Raw genomic sequence first — 16,777 nt, 5'->3', positions numbered from 1 at the left:
AGGTCGGAAATCCGCGGTCCCAGGCCCTGCGGGCTCTCAGTCCAGCGCCCGCGCCAGATACGCCCGCAGCAGCTCCCGCGCCTCCTCGATGATCTTCTCGTCGCCCTCCGGGGAGATCCGGAAGGCCAGGTGGACCAGGGTGTCGGCGGTCTCCACGGCGATCAGGAAGGTGCGGCGCAGATCGTCGTCCGGCTCCCGGCCGAGGTAGCCGGAGAGCAGGTCGGTGAGACGGTCGGCGACACGGGTGTTGGGTTCGGCGCTGCGGGCGCCGACCGGAATCTGGTTGCCGAAGTCGACGAGGGAGAAGCCGGGCGCGGTGCGCTTCATGGCCAGGTACTCGTCGAGGACGGCGTCCATCGCCGTGCGCCAGCCGCCCTCGCCCGCGGATCGCAGCCGCTCGGTGACCTGTTCGGTGAAGCGCTCCAGGTTGCGCTGGGCGAGGGCGTCGGCCATCTGCCGCTTGTTGCCGAAGAAACGGTAGACCGAGCCGATGGGGACTCCGGCGCGCAGGGCCACGGCCCGGGTGCTCAGATCGTCATAGCCGACCTCGTCGAGGAGGTCGGCGCAGGCGTCCAGGATCCGGGTCAGCCGTTCGGCACTGCGTCGCTGCACGGGGGCTCGGCGTAGCGATGTCGCGTGGGGCACAGGCTTCATGATGCCGTTCCGGCGCGCCGCGGTGAACCTCGCCCCCCGCCACGCACATAGGTGCCGGATGCACCCAGTGCCGTCGCCCCCGGAGTGGCACTCGGTGTGCCCGCCGCCTCCGAGACCGTGATGTCGGCCGTGCTCTCCACGGGGCGGCCCTGCACGGCCCACACGGTGCCGTCGTCGGCGTACAGCCGGGCGGTGACGTGGTGCGTGCCGCGTGGCACGAACCTGACCGGGAGGCGGCAGGTGAGGCCGCGGAGCCGACTGACGAGCCGGTCGTCGACGAAGACGTACGCGAGACCGCGGCCGGCCGTCGCGCGCGCCTTCGTACCGCGCGGGGAGAAGCGGAAGTTGTGGACGGTCAGATGCACGTCCCAGGTGTCGCCGGAGTCCGGCTGCACCTCGATCCCGACCTCGGGCGCGCCCTTCTTCTTCACTTCACGGTAGTGCCGCCCCTGCCTGTCCGTGTCGTCCAGGAGCTTGCCGACCGGCGAGATCGAATCGCCGTTCTTCCCCTCGTGCGCATCACTGGAGCCGCAGCTCACGGATCCGGTCAACAGCAGGACACAGACCGCGAGCGCGGCTGGAAGACCCCGCGTCCACGACATGCCCGGGAGACTAGAACACCCCTTTGACACTCGGATCCCCCTGGAGTCTGGTTCTTGTTCCTCCCTGATGAGGAGCCCGGGTACCCCCTTGCGCCCGCGAAACCGCAATCCTACGGTGATGCATAGGAATCAGAGGCATCGATCTGCATCTGTCTGCATCAGTCCGCAAGGGAGCGACGATGAGCGGGGACGCGCGCAAGACGGCCGAGGGGCTGGCCTATCTCTCCGGTTTCGGCAACGAGCACAGCTCGGAGGCCATGCCCGGCGCCCTGCCCGTGGGCCGCAACGCGCCACAGCGCGCACCGCTGGGGCTGTACGCGGAACAGCTCAGCGGTACGGCGTTCACCGAGCCACGGGCCCACAACCGCCGCTCCTGGCTCTACCGCATCCGCCCCTCGGCCGCGCACCCGGCGTTCACGCGCACGGACAACGGAGCGATCCGTACGGCCCCGTTCACCGAGTCGGTCCCCGACCCGAACCGCCTGCGCTGGAACCCGCTGCCCGAGCCCCCCGCCGGGACGGACTTCCTGGCCGGACTGTGGACCCTGGGCGGCAACGGCGACGCCACCCAGCGCACCGGCATGGCCGTGCACCTGTACCACGCCAACTCCTCGATGGAGCGCGTCTTCAGCGACGCGGACGGCGAGCTGCTGATCGTCCCGGAGCGCGGCGGGCTGCTGCTGCGCACGGAGTTCGGGCTGCTGCATGTGGAGCCGGGACATGTGGCGCTGGTTCCTCGTGGGGTGCGCTTGCGTGTGGAGCTGCTGGATGCCTCCGCCCGCGGTTATGTGTGCGAGAACTACGGCGCGCCCTTCCACCTCCCCGACCTGGGCCCGATCGGCGCCAACGGCCTCGCCAACGCCCGCGACTTCCAGGCCCCCGTCGCCGCCTATGAGGACGTGGAGGGCGCGGTGGAGGTGGTGAACAAGTTCTGCGGCAACCTCTGGACCGCCGTCTACGACCACTCACCGCTCGACGTGGTCGCCTGGCACGGCAACCACGTCCCCTACGTCTACGACCTGCGCCGCTTCAACGTCATCGGCAGCATCTCCTACGACCACCCCGACCCGTCGATCTTCACCGTGCTGACCTCGCCCTCCGACACCCCGGGCCTGGCCGGCGTCGACTTCGTGGTCTTCGCGCCTCGCTGGCTGGTGGGCGAGGACACCTTCCGGCCGCCGTACTTCCACCGGAACGTGATGAGCGAGTACATGGGCCTGATCGAGGGCGCCTACGACGCGAAGGCCGAGGGCTTCGTGCCGGGTGGCGGCTCGCTGCACAACATGATGTCGGCGCACGGCCCGGACCGGGAGACCTTCGACCGGGCGAGCGCGGCCGAGCTGAAGCCGCAGAAGGTGGACGACGGGCTGGCGTTCATGTTCGAGACCCGCTGGCCGGTGACGCTCACCCCGCAGGCGGCGGGCGCGGAGCACCTCCAGCAGCGCTACGACGACGTGTGGCGAGGCCTCGAGCGGCATTTCCGCCCATTGCACTGATCGCGTACGACCGGTACGGATAGGCCCGTGACCTCCTTCGCCCCGGACTCGATCGTCCTGAACCGCAAGCTGCCGCTCTGGTACCAGGTGTCGCAGTCCCTGCGCGCCTCGATACTCGGCCGCTCGCCCCAGGACCCGCTGCGGCTGCCCACGGAGGAGCAGCTGGCCGGGCACTACGGGGTGAGCGTGCTGACCATGCGGCAGGCGCTGAAGGAACTGGAGGACGAGGGCCTGATCACGCGCCACCGCCGCCGGGGCACGTTCATCGAACCCGACGCCCTGAGGGGTGCCCCGGTCCGGCTGCTCGGCTCGGTGGACGCGATCGTGGCCCAGCAGTCCGGGATGGTGACGGAGCTGCTGGACCACGGCAGCGCGCCCGTGCCGCCCGAACTCGCCGAGTACTTCCCCGAGACCGGCGAGGTGGCCACGTACCACCGGCTGCGCAGCGACGAGAAGACGGGCGAGCCGACCAACCACGCCCGCAACTACGTCCGTCCCGAACTGGCCGCCCGCTTCGGCCCCGCCGACCTGGAGCGCCGGCCGATGACCAAGGTGCTGCGGGACATCGTCCGGGCGGACATCAGCCGTATCACGGACACCGTGGAGGCCCGTCTGGCCGACCCGGAGACGGCCCGTCTGCTCCAAGTCCCGCTGCTCAGCCCGATCCTGCACTACACGGGCGTCACCTACGACGGGGACGGACGCGTCCTGGACGTGGCCGTCATCCACTACCGCGGCGACCGCTTCTCCTTCACGGTGACCCTGGACGCCACATGACGTCACCGGCCCCCACTGTCTGTCGGCGACACGTCGTACGATGCCCAGCGTGACGCACGACGACGCTCCGCTGCTCGCGGACCTCATGCCGTGGTCCGTCGCACCGCCGCGGCTCGGCCGGGGGTGGCCGACGGGCCCCGACGCCGCATCCCTCAAGGCCCGCTGGGACACCCTGATGAAGGCCGAGGGCCCGGACCGCGAGGCCCTGTTCGAGCCGACCCGCTCGCGCACACTGCGCTCGGCGGTCGGCCAGCTGCCGGGCCAGTCGAGCGGCACCGAGAAACTGATCCACACGTCGGATCCCTGCCCCGAGCCGGTACGCGTCCTGTACGCCCCCTTCGACGAACAGTGGCTGATCCCCGACCACCGCCTGATCGACACGGCCCGGCCCGAGCTGTGGCGGGTGGCGGACGAACACCAGGTCTTCGTCGCCGAGACGCCCACGGACGGCAACGGCCCGCGCCTCCTGGCCACCTCCCGGCTCCCCCTCCTGCGCCCCGGCCGCATCCGCCCGCTCTATCGCCGCCCGGGCGGCACGGAACCCAACCTGGCCCCGGGCCTGCTGGACCACCTGGGCACCCGCCTCGGCCACTCCCCCACCCCTGCGGACTTCCTCGCCTGGACCCTGGCGGCCGTGGGTCCCGACCTGACGGTCCCCCTCACCGAGGACGCCGAACTCTGGTCGCACGGCGTGGAGTTGGGCCGCCGCATCCTCTGGCTGATGCGCCGCAACGGCGACCGCCCCAGACTCCCGGGAGGCCGCCGCCCCTACGTCCGCGCCCCGCTGCCCTCCCGCCCCCTCACGATCGCCTACGACCGTGACGAGGAAACCCTGCTGCTCGACGAGGGCCGCATCTCCCCGGTGCCACCGGAGGCCTGGGACTTCGAGGCGTCCGGCATCCGGGTCCTGGAGCACTGGGCCACGACCCGGACGACAGAGGCCGAGACGGGCACGCTGGCCGCGATCCGTCCGCCGACATGGCCGCAGACCTGGACGTCGGAGCTGCTGGAGCTGATCACGGTCCTGGCGCTGTTGGCAGAACTGCGGCCACAGCAGCAGGAGTTGACGGTGACAGCGCCGATCACGGCAGCCGAGCTGGGCAAGGCGGGCGTCCTACCTGTGCCGGAAACGTCCCGCAAACCGGCGTCGGTCTTCGACCACCACGAGGAAGGCCCGGAAGGCCAGTTCGCACTGCTGTGACGGCCAAGGCTCACGCCCGCGGCGCAAACGCATCCAACATCCGCTCCACCATCAACTCGAAGGCCCCCTCAAGATCAATCGGCCCCGAGTCCTCGGTGAACGCCGCAGCCATCCGCGGATACTCACCGCCGGCCAGCGCGCTCCCCAGATACGCGATCCGCACCGCGCTCTCCTCCTCCGCCGACCACGGCAACGACCGCGTCCGCTCGGCGGCAGCCAACTCCGTGGCGACATACGAGGTCACACACCCGTTCAGCATCCCGACGAGCTGCATCTTCATGCCGTAGCGCGCATCGAGCGGATCCAGACAGGCCAGACAGTGCTCCAGATACCGCAGCGCGTTCGGACTGAACCCGTACACCGGTGACATCAGCCGCGTCAGCCACGGATGCCGGTGCATCAGCGCCCGCGTCTGCCGGGCGACCCGGCGCATGTCGCCCCGCCAGTCCCCCGACGGCTCCCACAGCTCGTGCTCGCCGCTGACCGCGTCCACCATCAGCTCGTACAGGTCCTCCTTGCGGGGGACGTAGTTGTACAGCGACATGGTCCCGCAGCCCAGTTCGGCCGCGACGTGCCGCATCGACACCGCGTCCAGCCCGCCCTCGTCGGCGACCTTCACCGCCGCCGCCGCGATGTCGGCCCGCGTGTGGGCCGGTCTCGGCCCCCGGCCCGTCCGCTCGGGACGAGCCCAGATCACTTCGGGTACCGCCGCTCGGCCCGCCATCGATCATCACCTCGCCCACCATCCTAGTTACGTACACCGTACGTAGTGCGCTATGGTCGGGACATGACTTCTACGTACGCTGTACTTAGTGAAGGTCTGGAGAAGAGGTTCGGCGAAGTGCACGCGGTGCGCGGGCTGGATCTCGCGGTGGCCCGGGGCACGGTCTGCGGTGTCCTCGGGCCGAACGGGGCGGGCAAGACGACGGCCGTACGGCTGCTGACGACGCTGCTGCGGCCGGACGCGGGCTCGGCGCGGATCGCGGGGCACGACCTCGTCCGGGAGCCCTCGGAGGTCCGGCGCAGGATCGGGGTCACGGGGCAGTACGCGTCGGTGGACGGCGATCTCACGGGCCGTGAGAACCTGCGGCTGTTCGCCCGACTGCACCGGGTACGGGCGCCGGGGCAGCGCGCCGAGGAGCTCCTCGAGCGGTTCGGGCTGGCCGAGGCCGCCGGACGGCCGGCGTCGACGTACTCCGGTGGCATGCGCCGCCGGCTGGACCTGGCGGCGAGTCTGATCCGCCGGCCGGAGGTGCTGTTCCTGGACGAGCCGACGACCGGGCTCGACCCGGCCAGCCGCACTCTGATCTGGAAGGCCGTGCGCGAGCTCACGGCCGACGGCACGACGGTGCTGCTGACCACGCAGTACCTGGAGGAGGCCGACCGACTCGCCGACGACATCGCCCTGGTGGACCGCGGTCGGGTGGCGCACACGGGCTCGCCGGACCAGTTCAAGGCGCTCATCGGGGCCTATGTCGAGGTCGTCGTCGCGGACGCGGACATGATGGCGAAGGCGGCCGGAGTGCTCGATCAACTCACGGGCGCCGAGCCGTCGTTCGACCGTGAACGCGACGCCGTCGGCGCGGTCACCAGGGACCGGACGCTCACCCTGCCCCGCCTGGTGCGCGAACTCGACGCGGCGGGCGTGCCGTTGCTCGACGTGACCCTGCGGCAGCCGACGCTCGACGAGGCCTTCATCCGACTGACCGCCGGCGTCAAGGAGCCCGCAGCATGAGCACATTGGCGTACGACGGCCTCGCGATGGTCGGCCGGCAGCTGCGGCGGGTCCGCAACAGTCCCGGGCTCGCGATCCTCACCCAGGTCATGCCGATCAACATGCTGCTGTTCTTCGGCTACGTCTTCGGCAGCGCCCTCGCGATGCCCGGCCACGCGTACCGGTCCTTCCTGGTGCCGGGGCTGCTGGCCTCGACGGCCGCGGGCGGGCTGATGACCGGCATGTTCCAGGCGGCCGCCGACTCGCACCGCGGCGTGATGGACCGCTTCCGCGCGATGCCGGTGAGCCGGGCGGCCGTGCCGCTCGGGCAGGCGGTGGCCGACCTCGTGGTCACGGCGATCGGGACGGTGCCGCTGCTCCTGGTCGGCCTGGCGGTGGGCTGGCGGGTCGAGGGGTCCGCGCCCCGGGCCGTGGGCGCCGTGGGGTTGCTGCTCCTGTTCCGGTTCGCCTGCACCTCGATCGGGATCTTCCTCGGACTGCTCACCAGGAGCGAGGATGCGGCCGGGCAGCTCGGTGCCTCGACGTTCGTGCTGCCGCTGCTGTCCAACGCCTACATCCCGACCGAGGGTCTGCCGGGCCGGCTGCGCACGGTCGCCGAGTGGAATCCGATCAGCGCGGTGACCACGGCCCTGCGGGACCTGTTCGGGAACGCGCCGGTGCCGGTGGATGCCGCCTGGCCGGTGGCGCATCCGATCGCGGGGTCACTGGTGTGGTGCGTGGCGCTGATCGCCGTGTTCATGCCGCTCGCGGTACGGAGGTACTCGTACGGCGGCCGGTGATCTCAACAGCTGGGGGTCGAGGGGCAGTTGTCTTCGGTGCAGGGCGGGTGGAACGCACCGAAGACACCGTCCATGGCAGGGGCACGCCCGAATACGGGCTGCGAGCCGGTGCACCACTGCATGCCGTGGGGATGACGGACGACTGCCGCAGTGCCGCACCGGACGCACGAACGCCGGTACGGCTCAGCGCCCGCCGAACAGCGAACGGCGCAGTCGGCGCAGCGGCGCGAAGAGCAGCACACGGCTGATCCGGTTGCCGCTGGCGCTGCGCTCACGTGGGGTGTCACGCGCGGTCAGCTCACGCATCAGCGAGGTCGCCTCGGCCGTCTCGCGCTGCGGTACGGCCGGGCCGCCCAGCACCGAGAGATGGCGGTCGAGACGCGAACTGGTCGCGCTGCTCCCGCAGGTGATCGCAGGGACCCTGGCCCTGCTGCGCACTGTTATCTGTTCCATGTCACTCCCCACCCGTACGAGTCCACCCGGCCCGGGCAGGGTAACCCTATCGCTCCCTCGGGGCACTCGTGTATCGCGGTCACAGGATTCACCTTCCCCATAAGGGCGTTGACGACTCCTCCATGGTCACTCTCCGAATCCAACCGATTTCAGGGCGAGTTGGACAATGGGCTGGCTGGTGGGCTGTGGTGAGCCACCGTCGGGCTCGACGGTCACTGCGAGTGACGTGGCCGACTTGTTCAGGTCGGTCGCGACCAAGGGCGTGTCGCCGCCTCCGAAGAGCCCGAGGGAGCGTGGTTGCGCACCGGGGCGCATGAGCCAGAGCTGGTGCACGCGTCCGCTGGGCAGGGCTCCGTATCCGCTCAGCGTGACGACCGCCTGCCCCTCCGATGCGGAGGCGACCGCTCCGATACTTCGGCCCCGGGGGTCCTTGCGGGTGGTCGCTCGCGCGTCGGGAGCTGCGAGAACGTGGGCGATCTCACGTGCCTGGGCGCGCTCGGCGTCCAGCTTGTCCTGGGTCCGGTTCGCCTGGACGGCGAACAGCGAGGCGACGACGAGGGCCGCGGCCGCCGTCGCCGTGGCGAACGGCACGAAGAAGGGGCGGCGCTCACGCGGCGCACGGGAGCGTCCCGGCGGTGGTTGCGTGCCCCAGACGTGCGGCGGCAGCTGGGGCGTGTGCTCCCTGGCGACCGTCCCCGCCTCCTGCGGTGTGGCGCGTACGGCGGCGAGCACCCGGTCGCGCATCGCGGCCGGCGGCGGGGCGGCCGTGGACCAGGCGAGGCGGACGGCGTCCTCGGAAAGGGCACGCACCTCGGCACGGCAGCGCTCGCAGTTCTTCAGGTGCCGCTCGAAGCGGACCCGCTCCGCGGGCTCCAGGGCGTCGAGCGCATAGGGGGCCGCGAGCGAGTGCAGATCCCCGCGGCCGAGCAGTCGGGCGAGCAGACTCATGCGACACCTCCCAGGCACTTGCGCAGCTGGGTGAGTCCGTCGCGCATCCGGGTCTTGACCGTGCCCAGCGGCAGCGAGAGCCGCTCGGCCACTTCACGGTACGTGTAGCCGTCGTAGTAGGCGAGGGTGACGGACTGGCGCTGCAGGGTGGTGAGGCGGTCCAGGCAGCGGCGTACCCACTCGCGTTCGAGGCCCGCCTCGACCTCCTCGGTGACCTGGTCGAAGGCGGGGTGGTGGGCCCGGCGTGCCTCGCGCTGTTCGCGGTCGACGGCCGCGCGGGCGCTGCGCACCCGGTCGACGGCGCGGCGGTGGGCGAGGGTGAGGATCCAGGACAGGGCGCTGCCGCGGCCGGGGTCGAACCGCGCGGCGGACCGCCAGAGTTCGAGCAGCACTTCCTGCGCCACCTCCTCCGACTGCGCGGGGTCGCGTACCACCCGGCGGACCAGTCCGAACACCGGACCGGAGACCAGGCCGTACAGCTCCTCGAATGCCTTCTGGTCGCCGCCTGCCACGAGTACCAGAAGCTCGTCCGCCTCCACTCGGTCCCCCTCTCCCCGGCCGCATGGGCCCCGTCCCGTCACACCAGGCATTCGCAACGAACGCACCTCCGGATGGGGTACGGATCAGCGCGCCCGAAACGCGGGTCCACGCCCCACCAAAGAAGTTTCGCGGCTGGACTGAAACAAGATCAGGGGTTTGCCGTAAAGACCTTTGAGATTCCACCAATCCACTCCGGCGACCGCTCCGAATCAGCGTTCGTCAGGCAAGTTGGGACTGAGGACGGACGGCATGACACCTATCTCCAGGAGCGGCTCGGGACGCAGGAGCATCGCGACCCTGATAGCCAGTGCGCTGGCCGCCGGCGGGCTCGCGGCCGCCGGTGTGGCCACGCTGGAACCGGGGGCGGCCTCCGCCTCCAGCCACCGGGAGGCTCCCCTGATCTCGGGGCAGCCCCAGTACGACAACACGGACCTGTACGCGTTCGTCAGCCCGGACAAGCCGGACACCACGACGGTCATCGCGAACTTCATCCCGTTCGAGGAGCCGGCGGGCGGCCCGAACTTCTACCAGTTCGGCGACGACGCCCAGTACGACATCCACATCGACAACAACGGCGACGCGCAGGGGGACCTGCTGCTGCGCTACACGTTCCGCACGCAGACGAAGAACAAGAAGTCGTTCCTGTACAACACGGGCGTGGTCAGCAATCTGACCGACCCGGACCTGAACATCACGCAGACGTACAACATCGACCTGATCAAGCTGAAGAACCAGAGGGTCGTCTCGAAGACCAGGCTCGCCGACGACATCCCGGTGGCACCGTCGAACGTCGGCAAGGCGTCGATGCCCGACTACGGCAAGCTGCGCGACCAGGCGGTCTACAAGCTCTCCAACGGCGGCCAGACCTTCGCCGGCCAGGCCGACGACCCGTTCTTCGCCGACCTGCGCGTCTTCGACCTGCTGTACGGCGGGAACCTCTCCGAGGTCGGCCGGGACACCCTCAAGGGCTACAACGTCAACTCGATCGCCCTGCAGCTGCCCACGGACATGCTCACGGAGTCCAAGCATCAGCCGATCATCGGCGTCTGGTCGACCGTCGCGCGCAGGAACGCCCGGGGCTACTACGAGCAGGTCTCGCGCCTGGGCAACCCGCTGGTCAACGAGGTCGTCAACCCGCTGAAGGACAAGGACAAGTTCAACGCGTCCTCGCCGTGGGAGGACGGGCAGTTCCTGAAGAACGTGACCAACCCCGAGCTGCCGAAGCTCATCGAGGCGATCTACAAGATCAAGGCGCCGTCGGAGCCGCGCAACGACCTCGTCGACGTGTTCCTGAAGGGCGTCAAGGGCCTCAACCAGCCGCCGTACGTGCGTCCGGCGGAGGAGCTGCGCCTGAACACGTCGATCAAGCCGACCGCCTATCCGAAGCGGCTGGGTGTCCTCGACGGTGACAACGCGGGCTTCCCGAACGGGCGCCGGCTCACCGACGACGTGATCGACGAGGCGCTCCAGGTCGTGGAGGGCGAACTGGTCGGCTCGAAGAACGACCTGGGCGACGCGGTGGACAAGAACGACAAGGGCTTCGGCAAGTACTTCCCGTACCTGGCCAACCCGACCTCCGGTTCGCGCGGTGCGACCGCCAAGGGCGTCTCCAGCGGCAGCGACGTCAAGAGCCAGCTCGGTGACGCGCTGCAGCCCGCGTCGGCGGGTGGCATGAACAACACCACGCTGATCGCGGCTTCGGCCGGTGGCGGAGCTGCCGGTATCGCGCTGATCGGCGCGGGCCTCATGTGGTGGCGCCGGATGCGCAGCCGCGCGTACTAGTCCGCACTGTTACCGGCGGACCGGGCGGCTTCTTCGGAGCGGCACCGCCCGGTCCGCGGGCTTCGGCCCATACACCCTGGAGGAGAGGGCATGGCCCCGGACACTGAGGACAACGAAGGCTTCGCGGAGAGTGCCGCGGTTGCCGAGCCGGAGTTGGAAACAGCCGCCGGCTCCCCGGAAGGCGTGTCCGCCGACGAACGCGTTGCCGCCGTTCGGCGGGTCGCTGCTGCCGGGCGGCGTTGGCACATGGGGCAACTGGCCGGGGTTGCCGCCCTGTTGGCCGTTGCGCTGACCGGTGGGTCCATCGCTTACGGCGCCATCCGGGACGGTGGTACCGCAGCCGTGTCCGCCGCGCCCAGTGCGCTGTCGCCGGCGTTGCTGAACAGCGGGGACATCGACGCGAGCATCCTCGCGCTGCAGGCCCATCTCAAGGCGCAGCCAAGGGATTTCGGGAGCTGGGCGAGTCTTGGGCTGGCGTATGTCGAGCAGGCGCGCACCAAGGGTGACCCCTCGCGTTACCCGCAGGCCGAGAAGGCTCTGAAGCGCTCCCTCGACGTGAAGCCCGGCAACGAGCAGGCCATCACCGGGCAGGCAGCCCTCGCCGCGGCCCGGCACGACTTCAAGGACGCCCTGAACTACGCCGACCAGGTGCTGAAGGAGAACCCCTACAGCCAAAGCGCCCTCTCCTCCCGTATCGACGCCCTCGTCGAACTCGGCCGCTACGCCGACGCGTCGAAGGCGGCCGACACCGCGGACTCGCGGCGCCCGGGCATCCCCGTCTTCACCCGGTACGCGTATGTGCACGAGCTGCGCGGGGACGTGAAGACGGCCCGCCGGGTCCTGGAGCAGGCCCTCGGCACCGCGAGCACCAAGGGCGACATCTCCTACGTCGCCTTCCAGCTCGGCCAACTCGCCTGGAACCAGGGCGACTACAGGACCGCGGTCGACTACTACGCCCGCGCCCTCGCCGCCGACGACACCTACCTCCCGGCGCTGGAGGGCCGCGCCCGCGCCGAGTACGCGAGCGGCGACAAGGCGACCGGGCTCAGGGACATGGAGCAGCTCGTCGCCCGCTACCCGCTGCCCGGGCCGCTCGTGGAACTGGGCGAGATGTACGAGAACCGCGGTGCCGACGGCGACGAGGCGAAGGCCCGTGACCAGTACGCCCTCGTCGACGCCTGGATCGCGCTCGCCCGCGCGGGCGGCGTCAACGCCGACCTCGACACCGCCCTCGCGGCGGCCGACCACGGCGACAGGGCCGCGGCCCTGCGCGCCGCCCGCGCCGAGTGGGCCCGCCGCCACACCGTGCACACCGCGGACGCCCTGGCCTGGGCTCTGCACGTCAACGGCAAGGACGCCCAGGCCCTCCCGTACGCCCGCCAGGCGACGGCCACCGGCTACCGCAACGCCTCGTTCCTCTACCACCGCGGCATGATCGAACGCGCCACCGGCCACACCGAGGACGCCCGTGACTCCCTCAAGGCGGCGCTGAAACTCAACCCCGGCTTCTCGCCGCTGGGCGCCCGCGCAGCACGCAAGGCATTCGCAGACCTGGAGGCGGCGAAGTGAACCCCCGTCGATTGCTCGCCTCCACCGGGGCCGTCCTCACGGCGGCCTGCGCGCTCGCGCTGGTACCTTCCACCGGCGCGAGCGCGCACCCCCTCGGCAACTTCACCGTCAACCGCTACGACGGCCTGGTCGCCGCCCCCGGCAAGCTCCGCGTCGACCACGTCGAGGACCTCGCCGAGATCCCGGCCACCCAGGCCAAGCCCGACATCAAGCGGCTCGGTATGACCGAGTGGGCGAAGGAGCGGTGCGCGAAGGCGGCCGAAGGCAGCAAGGCCACGGTCGACGGACGGGCCACCACGCTGACCGTCGGCAGCAGCAGGGCGCAGCTGCGGCCCGGGCAGGCCGGGCTGAACACCATCCGGGTGGAGTGCCGGCTGACCGCGCCGCTTCCCAAGGGCGACACCGTGAGCCTCGGCTTCCACAGCGAGGGCGCCACCTCGGGGCCCGGCTGGCGGGAGATCACCGCGCGCGGCGACCGGATGACGCTCACCGCGACGGACGTACCCAGGACCTCGGTCTCCCATGAGCTCACGAGCTATCCCAAGGAGTTGCTCTCCTCCCCCGCCGACACCTCGACCGCCTCGCTGCGCGTGCGCCCCGGCGGACCGGCCCTGGTCGAGGCGCGGCAGAACGCCCCCGCCGCCTCCGTGCTGCCGCGCGGCGCCGACCGCTGGACACAGGCCCTGAACAACCTGGTGGCCCGCCACCACCTCACCTTCGGCTTCGCCGCGCTCTCGCTGCTCATCGCGGTCGTCCTCGGCGCGATGCACGCGCTCGCCCCGGGCCACGGCAAGACGTTGATGGCCGCGACGGCAGCCGCCCGCGGCGGCCGCGCCCGCCTCAAGGACGTCATGCCCCTGGCCGCCTCGGTCACGGTCACCCACACCCTGGGTGTGGTCGCCCTCGGCCTCCTGGTCACGGCCGGCTCCGCGGCGGCCCCCTCGGTGATCATCTGGCTGGGCATCGCCAGCGGCGTCATGGTCACCTGCGCGGGCGCAACCCTCGTACGCCGAGCCTGGCGCAACCGCGGCCCCGGCCCGGGACACACCCACGACCCCGACCACGACCATCCGCATCCGCATCCGCACGGCCCCGCCGGACACACGCACCCGCACGAGACCGCCGAGACCGAGGAACGCGCCCTGGTCCTGGTCGCCGCCCACACCGAAACGGCCTCGGTGGCGGCGAAGGCCCACACCCACACGCACTCCCCCGGCCACACGCACGACCACGATCACGAACACTCCCACGGCCACGAACACGACCACCCTCACAGCCACGACCACGACCACGATCACCACCACGACCACACCCACCACTCCGACCACCCCCACCCCCACTCACACACCGTCGAGCACACCCACGGCGGTTTCACGCACACCCACTCCGTCGCCCCCACCCTGCGCGGCACGATCCTGCTGGGCTTCGCCGGTGGTCTCGTGCCCAGTCCCTCCGCGGTCGTCGTGCTCGTCGGCGCGGCGGCGCTCGGTCAGGCCTGGTTCGGGCTGCTGCTCGTCGTCGCGTACGGCGTCGGGCTCGCCCTCACCCTCACCGCGGCGGGGTTCGCCGTCGTCAGGCTGGGTACCGGGATGAACCGTGTGCTGGACAGGCGCCCCCGCTGGACCACCCACCCGATGGCGGCCCTCGTCCGCAGGACCGCGCCCCTGGGCTCGGCGTTCCTCGTCGTGGCTCTCGGGGTGGGACTGGTGCTCAAGGGGGCCGCATCCGCACTCGGCTGAGCTACGTTTGTGAAGAAAACGCACGGAGTGGAGAAAACACGCGGATGCGAATGGGGGACGCCCGTGTCCGAAGAACCGGGCAGTGAACGTCTGATCGCGGGCCGCTACCGTCTCCTGTCCCCCCTCGGCGAGGGCGGCATGGGAACCGTGTGGCGCGCCCGGGACGAGGTGCTGCACCGCGAGGTCGCCGTCAAGGAGGTGCGTGCGCCCGCCGGGCTGCCGGCTTCGGACGTGGAGCGGATGTACGCCCGGCTGGAGCGCGAGGCGTGGGCGGCCGCGCGGGTCGCCAACCGCAATGTCGTCACGGTGTACGACGTGGCGACGCAGGACGGCCGGCCGTGGATCGTCATGGAGCTGGTCCGCGGGATCTCCCTGGCCGAACTCCTGGACGCCGAGGGCCCGTTGGATCCGCGGCGCGCCGCACACATCGGTGCCGAGGTGCTCGCCGCGCTGCGGGCGGCACACGAGGCCGGGGTACTGCACCGGGATGTGAAGCCGGCCAATGTGCTGCTGTCGAACGACGACCGGGTGGTGCTCACCGACTTCGGGATCGCGCAGGTCGAGGGCAGCTCGGCGCTGACGATGACCGGCGAGGTGATCGGCTCGCCGGAGTTCCTGGCGCCGGAGCGGGCGCTGGGCCGCACGCCCGGCCCGGAGTCCGACCTGTGGTCGCTCGGCGTCCTGCTGTACGCGGCGGTCGAGGGCAACTCCCCGTTCCGCCAGGACACCCCGCTCAGCACCCTGCGCGCGATCGTCGACGAGGAGCTCCCGCCGCCGCACCGGGCCGGTCCGCTGACCCCCGTCATCGAGGGGCTGCTGCGCAAGGATCCCGCCGAGCGGCTGCCGGCCGACCGGGCCGAGCAGGACCTGCGGGTCATCGCGGCGGGCGGCACGCCCCACGCGTACGGCGCGCCGGTGTCTCCGTTCGCCCCGACGGTCGCGGCGTTCCCGCAGCCTCAGTCGCCGACGCCTCCGATGCCGTATCCGGCCGGACGGACACAGCCCGCGCCGGGTCCCGGGACGACGGCTACGGCCGCACCGCCGCCGGAGCGCAACCGCCGGGCCGGTGTCGTCCTGCTCGTCGGGGTGCTCGTCCTCGCCCTGGCCATCGCGGGGCTGACGTACGCGCTGCTCAACCGCGACCACGGCGGCGGAGACAACAATGCCGACACCCCCCGTTCGGACACCGGGACTCCGCCGACCGCCCAGCACAGCAGCCCGGGCTCAGGCGCGAGCCCGACGCCGAGTCCGAGCAGCAGCGCCTCCAAGGCGGCGCCCCAGACCGTGAACGTCACGCTGTCCGGCTCGAACACCGACTACTCCGGCACCTGTCCGCCCGCCCGCAGCGACGCGCCCGAATTCACCGCGACCTTCACGGTCGGGAAGCTGCCGGCGGAGGTCAGTTACCGCTGGCTGTCGAAGGACGGACAGATCATGGATCCGGGATGGAAGACCCTGTCCTTCCCTGAGGGCGGCGGAAAGACCAAGCAGGACAGGGCGTTCGTGACGACGTACAACAACACCGGGACCTTCCGGAACTCGATCAGTGTCGAGGTGCGCTCGCCGAAGCAGACGACCTCCAACTCGGTCCCGTTCTCGGTGACGTGTGTGTCGGAGACCCCGACGGGCGGGGCCTCCTCCAGTACTTCGCCGTCGCCTTCCGAGTGATCAGGCCGCGCTGGTCAGGACGGGCAGATAGCCGCCCGACTGGCCGGCCGCGGTGGGGTGGTACGACTCGCCGATGTTGAACCACTCGACGCTGTGCAGCCAGGAGCTGCCGGAGCAGATCTCGTGACCGGTGAAGGTGGTGCGGACGTCGCCGAAGGTGAAGCCGTGGTCGGCGGCGACCTTGGCGGTGGCGGTGTCCAGGTAGTCGGCCGCGTCGTTGATCGCCTTCCGCTTGGTCTCGGAGAGACCGAGGCAGGTGGTGCCCAGCTTGTAGAAGCGGGGGTAGCCGAGGACGACGACGTGGGCGTTCGGGGCCTTGGCGGTGATCGCCGAGTAGACGTTGTTCAGCTGTCCGGGGAGCGTCGAGTCGACGTACGCCTTCGCGGTGTTGATCCGGGAGAGGCAGGCGCTGTCGGACTGGAGCACACATGTCGTCATGACGTCGGAGAAGCCTGCGTCGTTGCCGCCGATGGTGATGGAGACCAGGCCGGTGGCGGAGCTGAGCGGGCCCAGCTGACCTGACAGAACATCACCCGTACGGGCGCCCGAGCAGGCGGTGAAGTCGAACGTCGAGGGTGAGTGGGCGGCGGCCCAGAGGTAGGGGTAGGCCTTGGTGCTGCGCTTGCAGTCGCCGCCGGCGCTGATGTAGCTGCCGGTGCCGACGCCGGAGGAGTAGGAGTCGCCGAGGGCCACATAGCCGGTGGCTGCGGCCTGTCCGGACGCCTGCGCCGCCGTGGCCCCGGTGAGGGCCGTGCCGGCGGCGAGGAGGATCGAGCTCACGAAAACGGCAATTCGGGAACGTCTCATGGAACCTCCCTTTAGCAGGATCTCTGC

The 16,777-nt window shown here is 70.9% G+C and carries 16 protein-coding genes; 9 read left to right on the top strand and 7 right to left on the bottom strand.

Annotation, left to right across the window (positions count from 1 at the left end):
• Positions 1–36: 36 nt before the first annotated feature.
• The gene (locus ABT254_RS09005; protein ID WP_351465805.1) at positions 37–654 is read right to left on the bottom strand and encodes a TetR/AcrR family transcriptional regulator; all 618 of its coding nucleotides are present in this window, start codon (positions 652–654) and stop codon (positions 37–39) included.
• Entirely contained in the window at positions 651–1,256 is a 606-nt protein-coding gene (locus tag ABT254_RS09000; RefSeq protein ID WP_351465802.1) for a hypothetical protein, read from the bottom strand. Before ABT254_RS09000 ends, ABT254_RS09005 begins: the two co-directional genes overlap by 4 nt.
• Before the next feature lie 179 nt (positions 1,257–1,435).
• On the opposite strand from ABT254_RS09000, the gene hmgA reads away from it, so the two are divergent.
• From hmgA to ABT254_RS08985, 3 genes are read left to right on the top strand one after another with little or no spacing between them, the layout of a single operon-like run.
• Positions 1,436–2,752 carry a homogentisate 1,2-dioxygenase gene (hmgA, locus tag ABT254_RS08995; RefSeq protein WP_351465799.1) on the top strand — a complete coding sequence of 439 codons (1,317 nt, stop codon included), beginning with the start codon at positions 1,436–1,438 and terminating at the stop codon, positions 2,750–2,752.
• A gap of 27 nt (positions 2,753–2,779) precedes the next feature.
• Positions 2,780–3,529, top strand: coding sequence for a GntR family transcriptional regulator (locus tag ABT254_RS08990; protein ID WP_351465796.1), 750 nt, complete (start codon positions 2,780–2,782; stop codon positions 3,527–3,529).
• A 40-nt stretch (positions 3,530–3,569) separates the two neighbouring features.
• Positions 3,570–4,730: a type ISP restriction/modification enzyme gene (locus ABT254_RS08985; RefSeq protein ID WP_351465793.1), complete on the top strand. Its 1,161-nt coding sequence runs from the start codon at positions 3,570–3,572 to the stop codon at positions 4,728–4,730.
• Between the two features lie 10 nt (positions 4,731–4,740).
• Here the strand turns inward: ABT254_RS08985 and ABT254_RS08980 are convergent, their stop codons facing one another.
• Complete coding sequence (locus ABT254_RS08980; RefSeq protein ID WP_351465790.1) at positions 4,741–5,454, bottom strand: TetR/AcrR family transcriptional regulator; 714 nt, start codon at positions 5,452–5,454, stop codon at positions 4,741–4,743.
• A 63-nt stretch (positions 5,455–5,517) separates the two neighbouring features.
• Here ABT254_RS08980 and ABT254_RS08975 point away from each other — a divergent pair, with 63 nt between their 5' ends.
• Positions 5,518–6,465 carry an ATP-binding cassette domain-containing protein gene (locus tag ABT254_RS08975; protein ID WP_351465787.1) on the top strand — a complete coding sequence of 316 codons (948 nt, stop codon included), beginning with the start codon at positions 5,518–5,520 and terminating at the stop codon, positions 6,463–6,465.
• A complete protein-coding gene (locus tag ABT254_RS08970) occupies positions 6,462–7,244 on the top strand; it encodes an ABC transporter permease (protein ID WP_351465784.1) in 783 nt (260 codons plus the stop codon). The genes ABT254_RS08975 and ABT254_RS08970 overlap by 4 nt, the downstream gene beginning before the upstream one ends.
• Positions 7,245–7,427: 183 nt before the next feature.
• Here the strand turns inward: ABT254_RS08970 and ABT254_RS08965 are convergent, their stop codons facing one another.
• From ABT254_RS08965 to ABT254_RS08955, 3 genes are all read right to left on the bottom strand, one after another.
• Positions 7,428–7,697 carry a hypothetical protein gene (locus ABT254_RS08965; RefSeq protein WP_115909075.1) on the bottom strand — a complete coding sequence of 90 codons (270 nt, stop codon included), beginning with the start codon at positions 7,695–7,697 and terminating at the stop codon, positions 7,428–7,430.
• Positions 7,698–7,823: 126 nt separating this feature from the next.
• Positions 7,824–8,645 carry an anti-sigma factor gene (locus ABT254_RS08960; RefSeq protein ID WP_351465781.1) on the bottom strand — a complete coding sequence of 274 codons (822 nt, stop codon included), beginning with the start codon at positions 8,643–8,645 and terminating at the stop codon, positions 7,824–7,826.
• Entirely contained in the window at positions 8,642–9,184 is a 543-nt protein-coding gene (locus ABT254_RS08955; RefSeq protein ID WP_266953822.1) for an ECF RNA polymerase sigma factor SigK, read from the bottom strand. The genes ABT254_RS08960 and ABT254_RS08955 overlap by 4 nt, the downstream gene beginning before the upstream one ends.
• Positions 9,185–9,434: 250 nt before the next feature.
• Between ABT254_RS08955 and ABT254_RS08950 the strand changes: the two genes are divergently transcribed.
• The 4 genes from ABT254_RS08950 to ABT254_RS08935 all read left to right on the top strand — a co-directional run bounded on the left by ABT254_RS08950 (position 9,435) and on the right by ABT254_RS08935 (position 15,943).
• Positions 9,435–10,967 (top strand): DUF4331 domain-containing protein, encoded by a 1,533-nt coding sequence (locus ABT254_RS08950; RefSeq protein WP_351465778.1) that lies wholly within the window; start codon positions 9,435–9,437, stop codon positions 10,965–10,967.
• Between the two features lie 90 nt (positions 10,968–11,057).
• Positions 11,058–12,536, top strand: a complete 1,479-nt coding sequence (locus ABT254_RS08945; RefSeq protein WP_351465775.1) for a tetratricopeptide repeat protein — start codon at positions 11,058–11,060, stop codon at positions 12,534–12,536.
• Entirely contained in the window at positions 12,533–14,275 is a 1,743-nt protein-coding gene (locus ABT254_RS08940) for an urease accessory protein UreH domain-containing protein (protein ID WP_351465772.1), read from the top strand. The genes ABT254_RS08945 and ABT254_RS08940 overlap by 4 nt, the downstream gene beginning before the upstream one ends.
• Before the next feature lie 63 nt (positions 14,276–14,338).
• A complete protein-coding gene (locus tag ABT254_RS08935) occupies positions 14,339–15,943 on the top strand; it encodes a serine/threonine-protein kinase (RefSeq protein ID WP_351465769.1) in 1,605 nt (534 codons plus the stop codon).
• On the opposite strand, the gene ABT254_RS08930 is transcribed toward ABT254_RS08935, so the two are convergent.
• The gene (locus ABT254_RS08930) at positions 15,944–16,750 is read right to left on the bottom strand and encodes an SGNH/GDSL hydrolase family protein (protein WP_351465766.1); all 807 of its coding nucleotides are present in this window, start codon (positions 16,748–16,750) and stop codon (positions 15,944–15,946) included. It abuts the gene before it with no gap.
• Between the last annotated feature and the right edge of the window lie 27 nt (positions 16,751–16,777).

The organism is Streptomyces sp. NPDC001137, from assembly GCF_040298885.1.
GTDB lineage: Bacteria > Actinomycetota > Actinomycetes > Streptomycetales > Streptomycetaceae > Streptomyces.
Note: the sequence above shows the minus strand (reverse complement) of the source record. Positions and strands in the feature narration are given on the sequence as shown.